We start from the raw sequence: 19,027 nt of genomic DNA, 5'->3' as shown, positions 1-19,027 counted from the left end.
GGAAGCAGTCCCGGAAGGAAGCAGTCCCCAAGGAAGCAGGGCCGTAATCACGTGCCGCTGTCCGGTGCCGGGACCGTACGGAGCAGCAGCCGGCACCAGGCGTCGGCCAACCATGCCGCAAACTGGTCGGGACTCCAGCCGCGCTGGTCCACCAGCAGGACCCAGTACTCCGGCCCGTTCATGCTCCACACCGCGTCGGCGAGCTCGGCGGCCGGGCGGTCCGCGCGGAGCTCCCCAGTGGCGGCCAGTTCGTCCACGAACCGGCGCATGTTGGCCGCACGCCGGTCGGAGATCTCGCGCCACAGCGCGGCACAATCGGGATCGGTGCCGGCGGCATCCCGCAGCGCCACATAAACCGGCGCCAGGCGGGGCTGGATACCGGCCAGGGCCTCGGCATAGATCCGGATCTTTTCGCCCGCATCCGCGGCATCCCGCACGCGGAGGACGTAGTCGCGGCGCTCCGCCGGCACTGCCTGGCCGGTCCCTGAGATGGCCGCTTCCACCACTTCCCGCAACAGGTCCGGCTTGCGCCCGATGGTGGCATAGATAGTGTCGACGGCGACCCCGGCCTGCCGCGCGATGGCCGCCACGGTGGTGGAACGGTACCCCTCCCCCACGAACAACCCGCGCGCGGCAGCCAGGACGGCGTCCCGGGTTGCTGCTGCCTGTTCCTTGCGCCGGGGCGAGTGGTAGCGGCGTGCCGGGGCATTGACTTCGTTCATTGCCGGACCTAGCCTTAATTAATCCGAATATGCTTCGGACGAATTCTAGCAGTACTCCGGCGACGCCGCGCAGCGGCGACGGGCAGAAGGGCAGGCCATCATGTCAGAACACTTCGACACCGTGGTGATCGGCGGCGGCCAGGCCGGTCTGGCCATGGGCTACCACCTGTCCCGCCTGAAGCGTCCCTTCCTCATCCTGGATGAAAATACCAGGACCGGGGACAGCTGGCGGACGCGCTGGGACTCCCTGAGGCTGTTCACTCCGGCGCGCTATGACGCCCTCCCCGGCAGCCGCTACCCGGCGCCGCAGTGGTCGTACCCAGCCCGCGAAGAGTTTGCCGATTACCTGGCAGGGTATGCGGACCGGCTCAGGCTGCCGGTGCGGCACGGCGTCCGCGTGACCAGCCTCAGCCACAACGGGCGCGCCTTCGTCGTCCAGGCTGACGGCGTGGTGTTCGAGGCGGACAACGTGGTGGTGGCTCCGGGCTGGGACCGGAAACCCAAGGTGCCCGAGTTCGCGCGGCAGCTCAGCCCGGAGCTCCGCCAATTGACCGCAGGGAGCTACAGGAACCCCGGGGACCTCGCTCCGGGCCCGGTCCTGGTGGTCGGGGCCGGCAACTCGGGCGCGGATATCGCCCTCGAGCTTGCCCCCATCCATAAGACCTACCTTTCCGGCCGGCACCCGGGGGAAATCCCGTGGCCCATCGACGCCACGGCGTCCAGGCCCCTCACGCTGGCTGTCTTCTTCGCCTTCTCGCACCTCCTGACGCTCAACACGCCCCTGGGCAGGAAAGCCCGGCCACAGATCCTTGCGCACAGCGGACCACTGGTCAGGGTGAAGAACCGGGATCTGGTGCGCGCCGGCGTCGAACGCGTCCCCCGGACGGAAGGCGCCCGGGACGGGTGGCCGGTGCTTGCGGACGGCAGGACCCTCGAGGTCTCCAACGTTGTGTGGTGCACAGGGTTCGGGCCGGACCTGGACTGGATCCAGCTGCCGGTGTTTGGCCGGGACGGGCAGCCGGATCAGCACCGGGGCGTGGCCGCGGCGCAGCCTGGGCTGTTCTTCCTGGGCGCCACTTTCCAGCAGTCGCTGGCATCCTCCATGGTCCACGGCGTGGGAGCCGACGCGGCGTTCATCGCGCAGCACATTGCCTCCCGGACACCGGCAGCACCAGAGGCCACGCAGGCGGCGGACGCGGTCAGGCCGGAAGGTTCAGCTGCTCCACAATGATCCTCGCCGTCTCGGGATCGCCCAGGATTTTGAAGTGCCCCGCCACGGGCAGTTCAATGTTGGTGGCGCCGGGCAGCACGCTCCCCTCCGGAATGTGCGGATCGAAGGGCCCGTAGATGGACGTGATGCGGCCGTTGATGGCCAACTCGCGGGACATCTGGAGGGTCAGGGCGTTCCGCGGCGAGAAGATCCGCAGGCTGGGCAGCAGGATGTACCGGGCATAGCGCGAACCGGAAAACGGGGCGCAGACGGCGATCATCCGGTCGATCCGGTGCCCGGGATCCAGCTGCAGCATGGTGTATTTGCCGATCAGGCCGCCCTTGCTGTGTGCCACCAGGATGGCATCGCGCAGCCCGGCTTCCTCCAGGTGCTGGGCCACCAGCCGGGCGGCGTCGGGCACCTTCAGCTTGTTGCGCTGCAGGACGGTGACCACGTGCACGGGATGTCCGGCGTCGTGGATCACCTGGATGAGCGGCATCATGAACTGCCAGTTTTCGTAGACGCCGGGAATGATCACCACGGGGGCGCGGGTTCCGTTGCGGAACGACCCCGGCTGCACGCGCGACAGGAATCCGCGCACCTGCCAGGCCGCGGCGTACACATAGTCCTGCGCCCACCACACGGCTTTCTGCAGTGGACTGATGCGGAGCTCTGCGCCAGGGTCACTCATGTGTTGAGGATAACGCGCCCCTGCGACACTTCCTGCGAACACCACCAGCGGCACGTCAAGCCAGGGCCAAACCCTGCAGGCTTTCCGCCAGTTAGAGCCCCGCGCAGGCGTCGTCGACGAGGCGCCGGGCAAGATTCAGGGCGCGCTTGCCGTAGAGGGCGCCGTCGAGAACCGCGCCCGTGGCGTAGGCCCCGTTGAGGACGATGAGCAACTCTTCGGCCAGCTCATCCGGATCACGCACTCCAGCCTCGACTGCAAGGGATTGGAACCAGTCCCGAACTTGCTGCTTGTGTCCCACCGCCGCCAGGTGCGCCGGATGGTTTCCCTCCGGGAACTCCGTGTTCGTATTCAGCATCGGGCACCCGCGGTAAGTGGCGCCCGCGGTGTCCTCCGCTAAAACCCGAAAAACGGCCATGAGCTTTTCCCGGGGTTCGTTGCATTCGTCGGCCACCTGCCGCATCCGCTCAAACCAGGCATCCGCGCGCCCCTGTACATATGCCGTAGCGAGGGCGTCCTTGGTGGGGAACTGACGGTAGATGGTGGCGTTCCCCACCCCGCACTCCTTGACCACGGTATCCATTCCCACCGCACGGATCCCCCGCTGGTAGAACAGCCGCGTGGCCACCTCAAGCACATTGCGCCGGTTCTCCTCGCCGCTCTTGCGTGCCACGGACAACCCACCTTCCACGTTCAAAACCACATGTCCTGCCTCCAAGTTTGACAGACGGATCGATCCGTCACAAACTTGTGAACGTTCCGTCACATACGGCGGCACCCACCAGCAGATAGGAAACCACCATGAAGATTGCCGTCCTTGGAACCGGCGTTGTAGGCCGCACCCTTGGCGCGCGGTTGGCAGAGCTCGGACACGCGGTGACCATTGGTACCCGCAGCCCCGAAGCCACACTGGCCCGCACGGAGCCCGGCGCCATGGGCACCGAACCCTTCGCCGACTGGGCCGCAGCCAACCCCGGCATCACACTGGCCAGCTACGCCGGCGCCGCCAGCGGGGCAGAGCTCATCGTCAACGCCACCACTGGCAGCGCCTCCCTGGATGTCCTGGCGCAGGCGGGCCGCGAAAACCTCGACGGCAAGGTCATCCTGGACATCGCCAACCCACTGGACTTCAGCCACGGCATGCCGCCGACCCTCTTCGTCAAAGACACCGATTCGCTCGGTGAACAGATTCAACGCGAATTCGCCGGCGCCCGCGTGGTGAAGTCGCTCAACACCCTCAACGCTGACCTCATGGCACGGCCGGGTACGCTTCCCGGGAGCAGCACCGTCTTCGTCTCAGGAAACGACGCTGACGCCAAGCACACGGTCACGGGGCTGTTGAAGGATTTTGGCCACGAGGACGTCATCGACCTCGGTGACATCTCCACCGCCCGTGGCACGGAAATGCTCCTCCCCGTCTGGCTTCGCCTCTGGGGCGCACTGGGCACCCCCGCGTTCAACTTCAAGATCGTTCGCTGACCCGGTTCGCCAAGGGGACTAGCATGGCATCCATGGATGGCACCGTGGCGATGGTGACAGGCGCGGCGAGCGGCCTGGGTCAGGCTGTGGCAACCGGTCTCGCACGCGAAGGCGCACTGGTCGTCGTAGTTGGCCGCTCACCCGCCCGCGCGGAAGCGGCAGCGAGCGCCATTCAGAGCGTCCTCCCTTCCGCCCTCCTGGAGCCACTGGCCTGCGACCTGTCGGTCCAGTCCTCGATCCACGCCGCGGCGGCTGACCTCCTCTCACGCCACGGCAGGCTCGATGTCCTGGTGAACTCGGCCGGAGTGTTCCGTAAGGAGCGCCAGGTAACGCCGGACGGGCTGGAACTGACGTTCGCCACCAACGTCATGGCATACTTCCTGCTCACCAACCTGATGCTTGACGCGCTCAGGAACGCCGCGGCGGTGGCAGGCACGGCCCGGATCGTGAACATCGCATCAAAGTACGGCAACACCAGAGTCAACTTCGACGACCTCCAGACCGCCAAGGGCCGGTACAGCTACCTTCGTTCCACACCACCCACCATGCTCGCCCGCGTTCTCCTCACGCAGGAGTTTGCCGAACGCCTGCGGGGCTCAGGCGTGGTGGCCAACGCCGTCCATCCGGGGCTGGCCAAGAACACGTCACTCCTCAAGGACGTTGGCGGCCCGTTCCGTCTGCTCACCAACATCTTCGGTGCACCGGCAGAAGAAGCGGCAGACACCGCCCTCTGGCTGGCGACATCAAGCGAAACAGCGGGAGTATCCGGGAAGCTCTGGGCGAAACGCAGGGAGCTTGGTACGCCGGGCATGGGATCGGACCCGCAGGCCCGCAAGCGCCTGTGGGACGCCTGCGCCGGCCTGGCCCACTTGCCGTGACTTGCGGGCGTCAGTAGTTCCGGCGGTGCTTCAGGCGGGGAATTTCGACGGCGAACACGGCCGCCGCCGCGAACCCCAGGAGGCCGGTGGCTGAGATCCCCGGGCCAAGCGAGGCGAGCGCCGTGACCCCGGAGAGCAGCACCGGTCCCCCGGTTGAGCCGGCATCCGCCATGAAGCGCCACAGGCCCAGGAACTGGCCGCGGCCGCGGTCCGGCGAGAAGTCGGCGCCGAGTGTCATCACCAGCCCGGAGCTGATGCCGTTGCCGAACCCGATCAGCAGCGCCGCCAGCAGGAGCCCCGTGAAGGACCCGGTGAGCGGAATCAGCAGCAGCGCCGTCCCCATGAGGAGGGTCGATGGCACCGCCACCCACTGCCGTCCCTTGCGGTCCATCAGCTTCCCGGCGGGATAGAACACCAGCATGTCGATGGCACCGGACAGCCCGTAGACCAGGGACGCGGAGGTAGCGTCCATGCCCAGGTGGTCGGCCCAGAGTGGAATCACCACCTGGCGGGAGGAGCGGAGGGCGCTCAGCAGCAGGATGCCTACGCCCAGCGAAAGGAACACCCCGGCGTGCGAGACCGCCACGCTCCGGAGCGTCGGCTGGGGGCCGGCATCCCTGCCGGGCTGGCCGTCCGGCGCCGCGAGGTCAGGGATGGTGAGGGAGAGCAAAGCGGCGGCCGCCATGGCCACCACGCCCACCCAGTAGGCACCGGCCAGCCCGAAGAACTGCATTACGGCAGCCCCCGCGAACGGCCCGATGAAGACGCCGATGCGGTTGACGCCGCCCAGCGTGGACAGCGCCCGGGCCCGGAAGGCCACGGGCACGGCCTCCGTCAGGTACTTCTGCCGGGCCAGGCCGAACACGGCACCGGACATTCCGACGACGGCCATCGCCACGGCCAGCAGCCACAGTCCGTTCGGGGCCAGGGCAGCAGTGGCAGCGGCCACCAGGGCCAGGCCGGCGGCGACGGCGGCCCCCACAATGGACCAGCGCTCACCGAAACGGAGGGTCACCAGGGAGGCCGGCAGGTTGAAGAACCAGGATCCCAGGCCAATGAGGGTAACGATCAGTGCTGCCACCGCCACGGAGGCACCCAGCCCGCGGGCGGACAATGCCACCACCGGAAGGATGGCGCCCTGGCCGATTCCGAAAAGCAGCGTGGGGCCGAAAGCGGCCACGGCAATACTGCGCAGGCTGAAGGGCTGGGGATCATCCGGGGAAGTCATCAGATTTATCCTATGGCCGGCTCCTTGCTCCACAGGGTCGGGTGTGACTCACCGGACAAGGCCATTGCTGCCCGGCGGGAAGGTCCTCGGGCGCGCGGCGGGAAAATCCTCGGCCGCCCGGCGGCCAGGGCCAAAGGCGCCCGGCTTAGCGCGGTCTGGGCTCGAACCCGGCCAAGGCACGGAAGAGGTTTACCAGCTCAACGATGGCGCCGATGATCGAGCCCGCGATTCCGAGCACCAGGAACACCCGGACCAGCACCGGCCAGCCGGGCCAGTTGCCGCCGAAATCGAAGGGGAAGACCTCCCATAGCCGGAGCAGCGCCGCCAGGCCTATACCTATCGACACCAGGTTTCCGAGGGCCAGGAGGGCCCTGGAGCGGATGACTGCGCACACCAGGTTGACCACGATTCCTGCGACCAGGGTTGCGTTGATGAGGTCCAGCACGCGGTCCATGTCCGCAGTCAGGAAGGGCACGATCCGCCAACCCGGCCAGATGTTGATGCCGTAGAGCAGCAGGGCGTTGACCACGGCGGAGCCGATGCTGCCGCCGCGCGTCCGGCTGGTCGAGGTCCTGTCCGCCATGCCAACAGGGTCGCCCTGGGTGCAGCCGGGCCGGAAGTGCCGAAGGTCCCAGCAGCCCGCCTGGGAACCGGTACTCCGGGAACCGGTCCTCCGGGAACCGGCGGCCGCCCGGACCGGCCGACGAGGCCTCCTCAGAAGCCCGTCAGGACTTCCCTGGCTTTGCCGTTGACTGCCGCGTTCACCAGTTCCTCGGCCACGATGTGCAGCTTGACGTTGGCATGCTGGCTGCAGGTGGCCAGCATCTCGAAGGCTGCCGGAGGTTCAACCCCCTGCAGCGCCATGATGATCCCCTTGGCCTGCTCAATCACGGCCTTGTGCGCGTAGGCGCCCTCAATTGCCTCCGTGGCTGCCTGCTGGGATTCGATGCGGAGGCTTTGGGTTACGTCCACCATGAACCCGCGCGCCTGCTCCACGCGCCCGGACGCTGCGGGCACCGCCTGGAGGGCCGAGAAGACGCGCCGCTCCCTTCCGCGCACGTCGATGATGCGGTGCAGCAGGGCGCCCTGGCCTCCGGACTGCAGCAGGTTCTTCCACAGGGCAAGGATCGGTTCACGGTCCTGTGGGTGTTTGTGGGACATCAGCAGTTCGAACGTGGGAACCACTTCCCCCGGGCGCAGCCCGTGGATGCCGAACATCCCGTCGGACCATTTCATCTTCCCGGTGGCGACATCCAGTTCAAAAGTGCCTGAGGGACATACCGTGCCGGCCTGGAGAGGAAAAAGGTAGGTATCAAGGTTTGACCACATATCTTTCTCCAAAGTTGTCTTATCTCCCCCTCGGTCGGCTGTCGGCATCACAATAGCCCAAATTCCGTTCCTGCGAAGCAGTCGAAAGACCCTGGGGCCCGCAAAAACGGGGGTCACAAACGCGCCCGCGAGGAGTAGCGTTCGCCTTATGGGGCACTGAAGCGCGTCCCAATCCAAGGGGAGGTCAATTCATGGGTGAAGTATGGATCCGCACGCTGGGCAACGGGCTGGTCCGCGCAGACCGGGTCACCGAAATATCATCCACCCGCGGGTCCCTTCATGAGGACCAGGGGTTTTCACTCAAGGTCATCGTGGACGGCAAGGGCCACGTAGTGATCGACGACGGCGGGCTGCAGGGTTCGCTGCCGGAGCGGCTGGAGTATGCCAGGCATGTGGAGGACGCCTTGCTGCTGGCCATTGACGAGGCGAACGGGAGCGATACATCCATGGTGGTCTCGTACGAGCCGGAGCGGGAGCGCTGGTCGGCTGCTCCGGTTTCAGTATTAACGGGACGGCTTCCCGAAGTCGTCTGACGCCGGAACGGCGCAGGACAACAGGAACCACGGCGGACTGCCCGGGCAGCCGAGGGTGCCCGGGCAGCCTCTCTAGCTGTGGGTCGGCTCCTCCACCAGTGCGGTAGCGATGCTTGCTGCATCTTCCAGTGCTGCCAGGAACCGCTCGGCGTCGAGGGCCGCGGCACACCCGGTACCCGCGGCGGTGATGGCCTGGCGGTAGCGGTGGTCCACGGCGTCGCCGCAGGCAAAAACACCGGGCAGGTTGGTGCACGTGGTGGGTGCATCGACCTTGATGTAGCCTTCGTCGTCCAAATCCACCTGGCCGGCCACCAGTTCGGTGCGCGGCAGGTGCCCGATGGCCACGAAGATGCCGGTGGCGCCCTGGTGCCTGGTTTCGCCGGTGCGGGTGTCGGTCAGGGTGACCCCGGTGACCTTGCCGTCGCCGTGGATGGCGGTCACGGCTGAGTTCCAGGCGAAGGAGATCTTGGGGTTGTCCTTGGCGCGCTGGGCCATGATGCGGGAGGCGCGCAGTTCACCCTTGCGGACCACCACGGTCACGGACTTTCCGAACCGGGTCAGGAAGGTTGCCTCTTCCATGGCGGAGTCGCCGCCGCCCACCACAATGATGTCCTGGTCCCGGAAGAAGAACCCGTCGCAGGTGGCGCACCAGGAGACGCCGTGGCCGCTGAACTTTTTCTCCTCCGGCAGCCCGAGTTCCTTGTAGGCGGAGCCGGTGGCCAGGATGACGGCGGGTGCCTCGTAAGTCTCCCCGGCGCCGGTGACCACACGCTTGACGGAACCTTTGAGATCAACCGAGGTGGCGTCGTCGTACTCAATGCGCGCGCCGAACTTTTCCGCCTGCTGCTGCAGCCCGTCCATCAGCTCGGGGCCCTGGATGCCGCCGGGGAAACCCGGGAAGTTTTCCACCTCGGTGGTGTTCATCAGCGCACCGCCGGCGGTGACGGACCCTGCCAGGACCAGGGGGTTCAGGCCGGCGCGGGCGGCGTAGATTGCGGCGGTGTAGCCGGAGGGGCCGGAGCCGATGATGATCAGCTGTTCTTTGCTCATGGAGTGTCCTTCGGTGGCGGTACTACTGGGCGTCCGCGTGCTGCGCGGGCAGGAGTTCGGTGATCAGTTGTTCAACGCGTGCCTTGATCTCATCACGGATCGGACGGACGGAGCCAACGCCCTTGCCGGCCGGATCCTCCAGCACCCAGTCCTCGTAACGCTTGCCCGGGAAAAACGGGCACTCGTCACCGCATCCCATGGTGATCACCACGTCCGATTCTTTCACCGCCTCGGTGGTCAGCACCTTCGGCACCTCAGCGGACATGTCGATACCCACCTCTGCCATGGCTTCGACGGCGGCCGGATTCACCTTCTCCGCGGGCTGGGAACCGGCCGAGCGGACCTCAACCGCTCCCCTGGACAAGGAGGCGAGGAATGCCGCGGCCATCTGTGACCTGCCGGCGTTGTGGACGCAGACAAAGAGGACGGACGGCTTATGGGCGGGCGGGATGGTCATGCGGCGCTCCTGAAACTGATAGCGGTCTTCGCAGGTGTAACAAACATCACCGTGTTGCGTGCATCACATTCGTTGCCTAATCTAATGGAGGCTCATGCAAACGGGCCATTGCAAGAAGCTGCAGCGTTGCAGCCAATGCCGGGGAAGGCTTTACAACTTGAACTCTAAGCTGAACATCGTAGTACGGGTGGATCTGGATCACAGCAAGGCCCAGGTGATTGCAAAGGGGCACATCACCGTCCATAGCATCAACGCACTGTATGTCGTGGCAAAACGCGCCAACTCCCTCAAGGGGGGCCTGGACCTGGAACTCGATATTTCCGGAGCCTGGGTGGATGAGGAAGCGCTGGATATGCTCCGCTCCGCCTCCGAGTCCAGGCAGCTGCCCGCCATGATCGATCCGGCCCAGCAGCCATGCACCCTCAGCGTGCTGGCCGGCCGGCGACATCCGCGTCCGTCAGCAGCCAGCCTGGCTGCATAAAACATTTTCCGGCCCCTCGCCGCGCCCAGGATTCGGGCCAGAGCCGGCCGACAATTTTCGAACTTCATCTCCATAACCCGAAGTGCAGCTGCATCTGAAGAGACGGATGGCTGCGCTTCAGGGTTTGCGGAGCATGACACCAATCGGGGCCTGCCTGAGGCAGGCCCCGCCCCTACCTGATTTTCGGGCTAGACGATCCTCTGGCCGTCGGCCAGAAATTCCTGAAGTTCCGCCGCACTAAGGCCTGCGGCCTCGCTGAGTGCCTCCTGGCAGGCGCCGAGCCGTGACGCGTTCCGGAGGGCAGTGCCAAACCGCTCCTGCGCCGTATCAAGTTCCCACTGAATGCTTTCCACCCTGGCCGACGCCAGGCGGACGGCCTCGAGCGGATCGCCGGCCGGGCCACCGTCCATCCGGTAACCGCAGGCGCAGCACCACTCGGACGAACCCAGCTCCAGCGGCGCCCATCCCAGTGAGGCGATGGGAATGGGAGACTCGGTCATTGCCACGCCGCAGTGGAAAGGCGCGCCCGGTTCAGGAAGCACCGCGGCAACTGCCGGCTGGTGCGGGAGGACTTCATAGGTATCCGCGGGAGTTGACTGTCCCGGCGCCTGAGGTTCAAGTACTGCAGTCATGCGATCCGCCATCCGGTAGTTAACTAACAATGTAGCTAGTCTAACTAGGATTATCCCTTTGTCTACCGGACAGTAGCGCCGGCCGGGGAATTCACCGCATCCACTGCTTCACGCATGCGCATCAGGAAGTGCATCACGGCCCGGATTTCCTCCTGGGACAGCGATTCGGCAGCCTCAAGCATGCGGGTATGCATCTGGTTGAGGTTGTGCCGGACCTCTTCGTCGGCGCCCGGGGTGGGCCGGAGGATGACCGCGCGGCGGTCGGACGGGTGAGGTTCGCGGGTGACGTAGCCATTGGCCACGAGCCGGTCAACGAGGCTGGTCATGGAGGCGGAGGTGATCCCCAGGCGGGCAGCGAGTTCCGTGGGCCGGATTCCGGTGCCGGCGGCGTCGGCGTCGATGAGGTAGCGCAGGGCCAGGAGGTCCGTCTCCCCCATCGCGACAGACGATCGGGTCCGCCTTCTCATGGCGGTCTCTGACGTACGGAACTCGCGGAGGGCGTTGATGACATCAACCGCTCCGGGCTGGGCGCCTTCCGTGGGCGGGTACCTGTATCCTTCGCTTGCACCATGCGGGTTCATGCGAATTCCTTCGATATCCTACTTGCTTGGCTGTCTAACAAACCTATGGTAGCCCACTCTGCCTCCCACCACCTCCACAACGTCGGGCAGCCCGTCCAAGTACCCGCGCAGGTGGTGCGAAAAAGTAGAGTACCGGCTACTCGTGCCGCGCGCGCACCCTGCTAATACATTGCAATGAAACCCGCGGCACCAGGGCCAAGGGACATGACGGGATGGGGGTGCAGGGTGGCAGGTGGCGGCCCGGCGAACAACAGGGAGCCCGAGCGGCAGGGATTCCTCCTGGACCTGGTGACAGGGGCCGACGGCGACGCAGAGTCCCTGCAACGACTTACCGATGCTGCCGCGCGCTGGATCAGCACGACGGCGGGCACAAGAATCGAGTGCGCCGCTGTCCTGCACCGGCAGCGCGCCTGTTATGCCACCGCCGGGAGCACGCCGGCCGCAGCAGGGCTTGCCGCTTCCGAGGACGAGCACGGGGATGGACCTGCAGCGCTGGGTTCGGCCCTGGCAGCGCCGGCGGTCATCAACCATGCCGGCTCCCGGTGGCAGGCATACCGGAAGCGCCTGCTGGACAACGGCTTCGGCTCCGCCCTAGCAGTCCCCCTTGAACTGCAGCCGGGCTCCGCCGCTGCCCTCATCCTGCTGGGCCCTCCCGGTTACGGGTTCACGGCCAAGGTCATCGGAGAAGCAGCCTGGCTTGGCGGGGTGGCGTCGCACAGCCTCAAGCTGGCGCTGGATGTGCACGGCATCATCCGGGCCGGCGACAACCTGAAGCAGGTATTGGAGAGCAGGACCAGCATCGACGTGGCCTGCGGGGTGCTCATGGCACAGAACCGCTGCTCTTACGCGGAAGCGTTCAGCAAGCTCGCCGGCACCTCGCGGCACCGCAACCTCAAAGTACGCAGCGTTGCGGACAGCATCCTGAAGGCCATGCCCAGCGGCCTGCCCGCGACGCGGTTCGAGCCGCCGGCCTTCGCCTAGGGCAGGCGCGTTACAGAAGCTGCCATCCGGGAAAATGCCGTAGCGCAGCATGAACGCCACCCGCATCCACCCGGGGCAGGCGCTTCACAGAAGCTGCCGCCCGGAAATGCCGTGCCGCCGTGTCAAACTAGTGCCGGGCCCGTGCCCGGATCAGGCCTGCTGCCACCAGCCCTGCGCATCCGAGTGAAGCCAGCATGCCGCCAAGAGCCACGAAGTAATCGGTAATGGTCATTGTCCTGCGCCCCTTCCCTACTGCCTACTGCGGTGATGAGCCCAAACTACGCCGCGAATCTCAGCGTTGACTGAAGGATCGCGCCGGGTTTTGGTCAAGATCCGGTTAAGAAGGGCTGCGGCGATCCACATACTTTCGGCCGCGAACTTCTCTTTGCGGGGCTGTTCCGTATTATTCATGCATGTGGACAAAACAAAGCCAGTGCTTCTGCCCCACGTGCGGCAGGACCACCAATCACGTCACCCATTTCCATAAGGACGACGCCGGTTCCCTGGTTGCTGACGTCCGCTGCGTTGAATGCCCCGAGACAGCGGGAGCCGTCGCCTAGGTGTTTTTCTTCCCCGAAGACCCCCGTTTACTGCTGCCGGCAACGGTTGAATGCGGCCGCACTATCGCGAAGACGGCCAGTGCCGCCGCCTGGACAACCGTTATGGTGACGGCCAGCGCCGGTACCGACTGTTCGTAGAGCAAGCCGATAAGCAAGCTTCCCGCCAGCCAGGCAAGGCCGTAGCAGGCCGTAAACATTCCATAGGCACTCCCCCGCCGGGCTGCCGGTGCAAGCCCTGCCACGCCGGCCCGCATGGTGCTTTCCTGGACTCCCATGGCTGCTCCCCACACCAGCGCCCCCACTACGGCCAGCGGGGCGCTGTTGCTGAAGCCCAGCCATGGAACCGCGGCGGCAAGGACCGGAAGGACCAGGAGTACCTTCAACCCCACCCGGTCATAGAGCCAGCCGGAGAGCAGTGCGGCCACGGCATCCACGCCCATGGCCGCCGCGTACAGGACCGGAACCAGGGCCGGCGCAAGGAGTCCTGTGGCCACCGCATGGAAGGAGAGCAGCCCGAATGTGGCATAGCCGAACATCGTCAGGCTGCTGAAGGCGGCGTAGAGCCAGAACTGGCGGGGCATCGGGGTGGCAGCGGGCGCGGCAGCCAACACGCCTGCCGGAGATGCGCCATCATCCATGCGCACCACGGTTTCGAAGGCGCCGGGATCAGGGACCCTGCGCTTGAGCCGGAACAGGATCAGCATCGCCACAAGACCGGGAACGGCCAGCAGCAGGAAACCCGGGCCGTAGCTGCCGGAGAGCGCCAGGGCCGCACCCACCAGCAGCGGGCCAACGAACGCGCCCGCCTGGTCGAGGGCTTCATGCAGCGCGAAGGCCTTTCCCCGGCCCAGGGAGGATCCGGCCTCGGCGAGCATGGTGTCCTTCGCCGGACTCCGGACTGCCTTGCCGAGCCGTTCGGCCAGGACCAGGAGGCAGGCGATCCACAGTGCATCGGTGATGCCCAGCAGGGGGACGGACAGTGCGGTCAGGCCGTAGCCGCTGATCGCCAGGGTCCACCGCAGGGCGGGCCGGTCTGCGAGCCGCCCAAAGACCAGGCGGAGGACCAGGGCCACTGCCGCACCGGCCCCCGTCACCACGCTGACCAGGAGCGCCGAGGCGCCGAGCGTGCCAAGGTACGGTCCCGTGACGCTGCGGGCACCCTCGTACACCATGTCCATCAGCGCACTGACAATCCCGAAGACCAGGATGAAGCGGATGGCGGTCATGGGCACCGCGGGACCGGTCCCCCCGGCGCTACCGCTGGTACTCATGCTCCCTGGGCTGCTTTGCGGTGCCGCCGCGGCTGTCCCGGCCCCGCGGGGCCGCGGCGGCGTGCAGGGCTCCGCTGGCAGGTGCCTGATCGGGACGGGTTACCGCCAGGATGACCCCGATTCCGGCAAGGGAAGAGACCATGGCCGAGCCGCCGTAGGAGATGAACGGAAGCGGCACGCCGATGACCGGCAGCAACCCGCTGACCATGGCGATGTTGATCACCGCCTGGCCCAGGATCCAGGTAATCACGCTGCAGGCGACGATGCGCGAGAACGTGTCCGTGGTGCGGGCGATGGTCTTGAAGACAGTGATGGCCAGGATGGCGAAGAGGCCCAGGACCAGCAGTGTCCCGGCCAGGCCAAGCTCTTCGCCCAGGATGGAGAAGATGAAGTCGTTGTGGGCTTCAGGGATCCAGTTCCATTTCTGCCGGCTCTGGCCCAGGCCCACGCCGAACCAGCCGCCGGAGGCAAGGGCGTAGGCGCCATGTTGGGCCTGGTAGCCCATGCCCTGGGCGTCCTCCGCGGATCCCATGCCGAGCCAGGATGAGATGCGGCCCATCCTGTTGCCGCTGGTTGCTGCAAGCAGCAGGGCCGCCACCACGCAGATCATGCCTGCCACCGAGAACACCTTCATCCGCACGCCGCCGTAGAACATGGTGGCGGCCAGGATCATCATGATGATCATGGTGGTGCCGAGATCATGCCCCAGCGCCACGACCAGCATGATCAGTCCGCCCGCAGGACCCAGGGGAACCACGGCATGTTTCCAGTTGGCCAGCAGCGCCTGTTTCCGGTCCAGGATGGCGGCGGCCCACACGATCAGCGATAGCTTGGCGAATTCTGATGGCTGTGCGGTGAAGCCGCCCACGCTCAGCCAGTTCCGGTTGCCGTTGACGGACATACCGAGCGGTGTGAACACCAGGACAAGGGCGATCAGGGAACCTATCAGCAGCGGCCAGCCCAGACGACGGATCCGCCGCACGGGCAAGCGGGCCAAGACCAGCATGATCACCACGCCGGCCACGGTCCACATGGCCTGCTTCAAGGGGAGATCGTACGGATTGTTGCCTTGTGCCACGGATTCAACGGACGACGCCGAGGCCACTTCCACGAGTCCGATTGCGGAGAGCGTGAGGACCACCGCCAGGATAAGGGGCCGCAGGCGTCCCGGGGAGTCATCTTCGAGCCACACCGCTACTTTGCCCAGCCCGCGCCGGGCAGGACGGCCCGTCGCGCGCTGCTTTTGTCCTGTATTCATCTGTCCGTTCCTCAGCCTGCACACCAGGACTTCCCCCATGGCCGGGCCCAGCTCCGGGGCGGTACCGCCGAGAAGAAAGAGTACGCCTCCCCACGCCGATGATGGCGGCAGCAGGGCCGCGCGCCTGATCGTTCTGAGGGAATTGCCAGCTAAGGCCTGTAGGGTATCCGAAACCCATCCCCTCCCGAAGGTCATTTTGCCGTGTTCGGTTCCAGAAAGTCCCCCGGCCAGGATCAGGTTGGCTCCAGCCCGAGTGCCTATCCCGGCCAAGGTGAGCTCTATGCCGCCAGTTCCCGCCACCGCCGGCCTGCCCGCCGGGTACCGCGCTGGCTCAAAGCCGTTACGGCCGTGGTGTCGGTCCTGCTCCTGGGCGCCGTGGCTTTCGGCGGCTACTGGGCCTGGCGCCTGCAGTCCAACATCAGCACGTCCGAGCTGACGGCGGGCGGGGAGCGGACCGAAGGTGCCGTTAATGACAGCACCGACCGGCTGCAGATCCTGGTCCTGGGATCGGACACGAGGGACGGAAGCAACAGCCAGTACGGCAGCGCCGAGGACTCCTCCGGCTACGGGCAGTCCGATGTGATGATGCTGTTGGACATCTCCGCGGACAACAAGCATGTGAACGTGGTCAGCTTTCCCCGCGACCTGCTGGTCGATGTTCCGGCCTGCACCGATCCCAAAACCAAGCAGGCTTATCCTGCGCGGCAGGACGTCATGATCAACAGCGCCATGGCGCAGGCTGGAATTGGCTGTGCGGTGGACACCGTGAACAAGTTGACCGGTTTGGAAGTGGACCACTTCATGATGGCTGACTTCAATGCGGTGAAGGAGCTGTCCAACGCCGTGGGTGGCGTGGAAGTATGCGTCAGTGATGCCGTGCACGATCCGGACAGCGGCCTGAACCTGCCCGCCGGCACATCGCAGGTTCAGGGCGAACAGGCCCTGGCATTCCTCCGCACGCGGCATGCATTCGCCAATGGCGGGGATTTGGGGCGCATCCAGGCCCAGCAGGGATTCCTGGCTTCGCTCAGCCGAAAGCTCAAGTCCGAGGGCACGCTGGGAAACCCGCAAAAGACCCTCACCATTGCCGATACCATCACGAGGAACCTGACGGTCGACTCGGGCCTGTCGTCCATCCCCTCCTTGCTGACTATCGCCAACAGGCTGAAGAACATTGACCCCGCCAATATCAACTTCATCACCACGCCAACAATGCCCGCGCCACAGGACCCCAACCGGCTCACCCTTGCTGAGCCGGCGGCGTCAACCTTCTTCACTGCGTTGCGCAACAGCCCGGACCTGAGCCAGCCCGCCCCGGCATCCCCAACACAAGCGCCCGCAACGCCCGCGGCGCCCGCCTACGACAAGTCGCTGCAGCCGATCTCCGTCGCCAACGGCACCGGCTTGGCGGCCCGGAGCAACGCGATTGCCGGGCTGCTCTCTGATGCAGGCTTCACGAAGCTGACCAAGTTCCAGGCCCAGACGCAGGACAAGACGATGGTGTACTACTCGGCCGGGTTCGAGGATGTGGCCGCCGACGTAGCCGTCCTGTTTGGACTGCCGGCAAGCAGCGTCCAGCAGGTTGGCAATATCCAGGGCGTGCAGCTCTACGCGGGCACCGATTTCACCACCGGCACCAAACCCACCGTGCCGCCGTCGACCCCGGATTCCCCGGGTGGCGTGGTGGCACAGACCGGCAGCGACCAGACCTGCCAGTCGGCCAACCCCACCGGCTACTAGGCGACGGGCTGCTCTGCGAACGCGGTCGCGGTGTATCGGCGGCCGGCCCGGCTTCCAGTCCGGGGGGATATGCGAGCCGGCGCCGATTCCAGCTATTCCGGACCGGCCGGTTGTCCTCCCCACCGGTGACGGCAGACCGGCCGGCCCGGCTTCCAGTCCGGGGGATGGCGAGCCGGCGCCGATTCCAGCTATGCCGAACTGGCCGGCCCGGCTTCTAGTCCGGGGGGATGTGCGAGCCGACGCCGTTTGCCTCAGGACAGGGCCAGCTGTTGAACGAAGGCCTCTTCCACAAGGCTCCGTTCTCTGCGTGGCTCGGTTCTCTAATTGGGATCCGTTGCTTGATTTTGCTGCGCACGCGAGGCAGGAACCCGGGAGGCCAGTGGGGTGGCTCCCAGTCCTGGTGTTCGCTGGCGTAATAGCGGCCTGTGGGTGAGGTCCAGCCGGGTGGTTCGTTTTTGGTCGCGGGGCTGGGTTTCCAGCCGGTGGTGTGGCGTAGTTTGTGGTGTTTGGGGCAGGGTTGTCCCAGGTTGCTGATCCCGGTGGTGCCGCCGTTGGCCCAGCCGAGGAGGTGGTCGGCCTCGTTGTCCAGGGAGTGGTTGCTGCAGCCCGGGAACGGGCACTTGCCGTCCCGCATCCGCAGCCACGCCCGCATCGCTTTCGTGAGGCGGTAGCTGGTCCTGCCGATCTCCAGCGGCGCTCCGTCCCGTGGATCCACCAACACCCGGTAGAACGAGCCGGCTCCGTCCGCGATTAGTTCCCTCGCCATGGACGGCGGGACGGGCCCGTACCCGTCCAGCATTGCCGGTTCATCGGTCAGGCCCAGCAACGAGAACACGGGAACGGTGACCAGCACCTGGGCCCTTATTGATGTCGGCGGGACATCTGTTTCTTCAACGCTCCCGGCAGCGGTACGGCAGTCTCCCCCGCCGCTGCTGTCGCTGTGGCGGGCCCGGGCGCCACCGGCCGTGGCGGGGGAAGCATCCGTGCCGGTGGACGTCGTGCTGGCATCCCTGCCGGCGGACGTCCCGTGGACGTCCGTGCTGGCTGCCGTCTTGTGGGCGTCCGCGCTGGTTCCAGTCGCGTGGGCGTCCGTGCGGTCTGATGTGCCGCCGCCCAGGACAGTGGCAGCAAACAGGTCCGCGCGGAGCTGGGTCAGGGTCCGGCGTTCGTCCGGGCCCTGCAGGGCACGGGCGACGGCGGTGAGCCGGTTCCAGCCCGCCACCGCCTGGTCCGCGGGCAGGCACGCGCTAAGCCAGGCCATTCCGTCCCGGTCCGGCCGGAACTCCACCCGCCGTTCCACCACCCCCTGGGCGTGCCGCTTCTCGATCGACTCCGAGTGGTGGCGTTCCCTCCAGGACCGGGCCTTGACCCGGAACCGGTGCGCCGGCAACTGCCCCACCGGGCACCCCCGCGCCGGGTCTGGGGCGTCGGGGTCCAGGAAATGGGCTTCCAGCGCCCCCGCCCCCGCGGCATCCAGGCTGGCGGTTTCATCGGCCATCACCACCGCGTGCTGCCAGGAAATCGTCCCGGCCTGCAAAGCCTCCAAGGTCCGCGGCAATGAGGAAACAACGGCGTGCGAGGTGGCCAGGAACGACCCCGCGGCCCGCGGCCCCAACGCCAACACACACCCGATCTCGGCCGTGACCGCCATCTCCTGCGCCACCACCGGCACATCCGGGCCCGCAACGGCACAAGCAGCCTCCGAATACTTCACCGCGGCCTTCGCCTTCAACCCCGCGAACCCGGCCTCCACCTCCCGCGCACCAGCCAAAATATCCAGGCACCTATCCGCCAAACCACCGAGAGGGTCAGCTGCAGAAAACGGCACCGAACCGGCCCCATCCAGCTCAGCATTCAGCACCGCTATGGCAGCCCGGATCTCCCCGAACGCCTGAGCCACCGCCGCTGTCCCCATAAACCCATCATCGCAAGGGGGTCTGACAATCACA

General features: G+C 66.4%; 20 protein-coding genes. 7 read left to right on the top strand and 13 right to left on the bottom strand.

Translation table 11 applies throughout. The features are described from left to right. Nucleotides 1–47 precede the first annotated feature (47 nt). Complete coding sequence (locus PUN71_RS01650) at nucleotides 48–722, bottom strand: TetR/AcrR family transcriptional regulator (protein ID WP_277797122.1); 675 nt, start codon at nucleotides 720–722, stop codon at nucleotides 48–50. A gap of 100 nt (nucleotides 723–822) precedes the next feature. On the opposite strand from PUN71_RS01650, the gene PUN71_RS01645 reads away from it, so the two are divergent. After that, nucleotides 823–1,953, top strand: a complete 1,131-nt coding sequence (locus PUN71_RS01645) for a flavin-containing monooxygenase (protein ID WP_277797121.1) — start codon at nucleotides 823–825, stop codon at nucleotides 1,951–1,953. On the opposite strand, the gene PUN71_RS01640 is transcribed toward PUN71_RS01645, so the two are convergent. Further along, a complete protein-coding gene (locus PUN71_RS01640) occupies nucleotides 1,922–2,623 on the bottom strand; it encodes an esterase/lipase family protein (RefSeq protein WP_277797120.1) in 702 nt (233 codons plus the stop codon). The genes PUN71_RS01645 and PUN71_RS01640 overlap by 32 nt on opposite strands. 91 nt (nucleotides 2,624–2,714) lie before the next feature. Beyond that, nucleotides 2,715–3,293 (bottom strand): TetR/AcrR family transcriptional regulator, encoded by a 579-nt coding sequence (locus PUN71_RS01635; protein WP_277797119.1) that lies wholly within the window; start codon nucleotides 3,291–3,293, stop codon nucleotides 2,715–2,717. 128 nt (nucleotides 3,294–3,421) lie between these two features. On the opposite strand from PUN71_RS01635, the gene PUN71_RS01630 reads away from it, so the two are divergent. After that, a complete protein-coding gene (locus tag PUN71_RS01630) occupies nucleotides 3,422–4,099 on the top strand; it encodes an NADPH-dependent F420 reductase (protein ID WP_277797118.1) in 678 nt (225 codons plus the stop codon). A gap of 23 nt (nucleotides 4,100–4,122) precedes the next feature. Then, nucleotides 4,123–4,977 carry an SDR family NAD(P)-dependent oxidoreductase gene (locus PUN71_RS01625; protein WP_277797117.1) on the top strand — a complete coding sequence of 285 codons (855 nt, stop codon included), beginning with the start codon at nucleotides 4,123–4,125 and terminating at the stop codon, nucleotides 4,975–4,977. 10 nt (nucleotides 4,978–4,987) lie between these two features. On the opposite strand, the gene PUN71_RS01620 is transcribed toward PUN71_RS01625, so the two are convergent. The 3 genes from PUN71_RS01620 to PUN71_RS01610 all read right to left on the bottom strand — a co-directional run bounded on the left by PUN71_RS01620 (nucleotide 4,988) and on the right by PUN71_RS01610 (nucleotide 7,534). Then, nucleotides 4,988–6,205, bottom strand: coding sequence for an MFS transporter (locus tag PUN71_RS01620; protein ID WP_277797116.1), 1,218 nt, complete (start codon nucleotides 6,203–6,205; stop codon nucleotides 4,988–4,990). 145 nt (nucleotides 6,206–6,350) lie between these two features. After that, nucleotides 6,351–6,788: a hypothetical protein gene (locus tag PUN71_RS01615; protein WP_043449218.1), complete on the bottom strand. Its 438-nt coding sequence runs from the start codon at nucleotides 6,786–6,788 to the stop codon at nucleotides 6,351–6,353. 131 nt (nucleotides 6,789–6,919) lie between these two features. Further along, on the bottom strand, nucleotides 6,920–7,534 hold the full coding sequence (locus tag PUN71_RS01610; protein WP_277797115.1) for a PAS and ANTAR domain-containing protein: 615 nt from the start codon (nucleotides 7,532–7,534) through the stop codon (nucleotides 6,920–6,922). Between the two features lie 191 nt (nucleotides 7,535–7,725). Here PUN71_RS01610 and PUN71_RS01605 point away from each other — a divergent pair, with 191 nt between their 5' ends. Then, entirely contained in the window at nucleotides 7,726–8,067 is a 342-nt protein-coding gene (locus tag PUN71_RS01605; protein WP_043449220.1) for a hypothetical protein, read from the top strand. A 72-nt stretch (nucleotides 8,068–8,139) separates the two neighbouring features. Here the strand turns inward: PUN71_RS01605 and trxB are convergent, their stop codons facing one another. Continuing rightward, nucleotides 8,140–9,117 (bottom strand): thioredoxin-disulfide reductase, encoded by a 978-nt coding sequence (gene trxB / locus PUN71_RS01600; RefSeq protein WP_043449223.1) that lies wholly within the window; start codon nucleotides 9,115–9,117, stop codon nucleotides 8,140–8,142. A 22-nt stretch (nucleotides 9,118–9,139) separates the two neighbouring features. Next, nucleotides 9,140–9,574, bottom strand: coding sequence for an arsenate reductase ArsC (locus PUN71_RS01595; protein WP_277797114.1), 435 nt, complete (start codon nucleotides 9,572–9,574; stop codon nucleotides 9,140–9,142). A 157-nt stretch (nucleotides 9,575–9,731) separates the two neighbouring features. Between PUN71_RS01595 and PUN71_RS01590 the strand changes: the two genes are divergently transcribed. Then, nucleotides 9,732–10,055, top strand: a complete 324-nt coding sequence (locus PUN71_RS01590; protein WP_277797113.1) for a hypothetical protein — start codon at nucleotides 9,732–9,734, stop codon at nucleotides 10,053–10,055. Nucleotides 10,056–10,243: 188 nt separating this feature from the next. On the opposite strand, the gene PUN71_RS01585 is transcribed toward PUN71_RS01590, so the two are convergent. Both PUN71_RS01585 and PUN71_RS01580 read right to left on the bottom strand, forming a co-directional pair. Beyond that, a complete protein-coding gene (locus PUN71_RS01585) occupies nucleotides 10,244–10,687 on the bottom strand; it encodes a hypothetical protein (RefSeq protein WP_277797112.1) in 444 nt (147 codons plus the stop codon). A 62-nt stretch (nucleotides 10,688–10,749) separates the two neighbouring features. Continuing rightward, nucleotides 10,750–11,268, bottom strand: coding sequence for a MarR family winged helix-turn-helix transcriptional regulator (locus PUN71_RS01580; protein WP_043449232.1), 519 nt, complete (start codon nucleotides 11,266–11,268; stop codon nucleotides 10,750–10,752). 204 nt (nucleotides 11,269–11,472) lie between these two features. On the opposite strand from PUN71_RS01580, the gene PUN71_RS01575 reads away from it, so the two are divergent. Continuing rightward, on the top strand, nucleotides 11,473–12,249 hold the full coding sequence (locus PUN71_RS01575) for an ANTAR domain-containing protein (RefSeq protein WP_277797111.1): 777 nt from the start codon (nucleotides 11,473–11,475) through the stop codon (nucleotides 12,247–12,249). A gap of 556 nt (nucleotides 12,250–12,805) precedes the next feature. Here PUN71_RS01575 and PUN71_RS01570 read toward each other — a convergent pair. Continuing rightward, on the bottom strand, nucleotides 12,806–14,080 hold the full coding sequence (locus PUN71_RS01570; RefSeq protein ID WP_277797110.1) for an MFS transporter: 1,275 nt from the start codon (nucleotides 14,078–14,080) through the stop codon (nucleotides 12,806–12,808). Continuing rightward, on the bottom strand, nucleotides 14,064–15,338 hold the full coding sequence (ftsW, locus tag PUN71_RS01565; RefSeq protein ID WP_277797109.1) for a putative lipid II flippase FtsW: 1,275 nt from the start codon (nucleotides 15,336–15,338) through the stop codon (nucleotides 14,064–14,066). Before ftsW ends, PUN71_RS01570 begins: the two co-directional genes overlap by 17 nt. 201 nt (nucleotides 15,339–15,539) lie before the next feature. Between ftsW and PUN71_RS01560 the strand changes: the two genes are divergently transcribed. After that, nucleotides 15,540–17,078: an LCP family protein gene (locus PUN71_RS01560; protein ID WP_043449237.1), complete on the top strand. Its 1,539-nt coding sequence runs from the start codon at nucleotides 15,540–15,542 to the stop codon at nucleotides 17,076–17,078. A 214-nt stretch (nucleotides 17,079–17,292) separates the two neighbouring features. Here the strand turns inward: PUN71_RS01560 and PUN71_RS01555 are convergent, their stop codons facing one another. After that, on the bottom strand, nucleotides 17,293–18,993 hold the full coding sequence (locus PUN71_RS01555; protein WP_277797108.1) for an HNH endonuclease signature motif containing protein: 1,701 nt from the start codon (nucleotides 18,991–18,993) through the stop codon (nucleotides 17,293–17,295). Between the last annotated feature and the right edge of the window lie 34 nt (nucleotides 18,994–19,027).

Origin of the sequence: Arthrobacter sp. NQ7, from assembly GCF_029581595.2 — a bacterium.
Taxonomy (GTDB): Bacteria; Actinomycetota; Actinomycetes; order Actinomycetales; family Micrococcaceae; genus Arthrobacter; species Arthrobacter phenanthrenivorans_B.
This window is presented reverse-complemented; position numbering and strand designations above follow the sequence as displayed.

Excerpts from the sequence above, each read along its gene's own strand:
- PUN71_RS01650 (WP_277797122.1), bottom strand. The coding sequence starts at position 722 with ATGAACGAAGTCAATGCCCCGGCACGCCGCTACCACTCGCCCCGGCGC.
- PUN71_RS01645 (WP_277797121.1), top strand. The coding sequence starts at position 823 with ATGTCAGAACACTTCGACACCGTGGTGATCGGCGGCGGCCAGGCCGGT.
- PUN71_RS01640 (WP_277797120.1), bottom strand. The coding sequence starts at position 2,623 with ATGAGTGACCCTGGCGCAGAGCTCCGCATCAGTCCACTGCAGAAAGCC.
- PUN71_RS01630 (WP_277797118.1), top strand. The coding sequence starts at position 3,422 with ATGAAGATTGCCGTCCTTGGAACCGGCGTTGTAGGCCGCACCCTTGGC.
- PUN71_RS01625 (WP_277797117.1), top strand. The coding sequence starts at position 4,123 with ATGGCATCCATGGATGGCACCGTGGCGATGGTGACAGGCGCGGCGAGC.
- PUN71_RS01620 (WP_277797116.1), bottom strand. The coding sequence starts at position 6,205 with ATGACTTCCCCGGATGATCCCCAGCCCTTCAGCCTGCGCAGTATTGCC.
- PUN71_RS01615 (WP_043449218.1), bottom strand. The coding sequence starts at position 6,788 with ATGGCGGACAGGACCTCGACCAGCCGGACGCGCGGCGGCAGCATCGGC.
- PUN71_RS01610 (WP_277797115.1), bottom strand. The coding sequence starts at position 7,534 with ATGTGGTCAAACCTTGATACCTACCTTTTTCCTCTCCAGGCCGGCACG.
- PUN71_RS01605 (WP_043449220.1), top strand. The coding sequence starts at position 7,726 with ATGGGTGAAGTATGGATCCGCACGCTGGGCAACGGGCTGGTCCGCGCA.
- trxB (WP_043449223.1), bottom strand. The coding sequence starts at position 9,117 with ATGAGCAAAGAACAGCTGATCATCATCGGCTCCGGCCCCTCCGGCTAC.
- PUN71_RS01595 (WP_277797114.1), bottom strand. The coding sequence starts at position 9,574 with ATGACCATCCCGCCCGCCCATAAGCCGTCCGTCCTCTTTGTCTGCGTC.
- PUN71_RS01585 (WP_277797112.1), bottom strand. The coding sequence starts at position 10,687 with ATGACTGCAGTACTTGAACCTCAGGCGCCGGGACAGTCAACTCCCGCG.
- PUN71_RS01580 (WP_043449232.1), bottom strand. The coding sequence starts at position 11,268 with ATGAACCCGCATGGTGCAAGCGAAGGATACAGGTACCCGCCCACGGAA.
- PUN71_RS01575 (WP_277797111.1), top strand. The coding sequence starts at position 11,473 with ATGACGGGATGGGGGTGCAGGGTGGCAGGTGGCGGCCCGGCGAACAAC.
- PUN71_RS01570 (WP_277797110.1), bottom strand. The coding sequence starts at position 14,080 with ATGAGTACCAGCGGTAGCGCCGGGGGGACCGGTCCCGCGGTGCCCATG.
- ftsW (WP_277797109.1), bottom strand. The coding sequence starts at position 15,338 with ATGAATACAGGACAAAAGCAGCGCGCGACGGGCCGTCCTGCCCGGCGC.
- PUN71_RS01555 (WP_277797108.1), bottom strand. The coding sequence starts at position 18,993 with ATGGGGACAGCGGCGGTGGCTCAGGCGTTCGGGGAGATCCGGGCTGCC.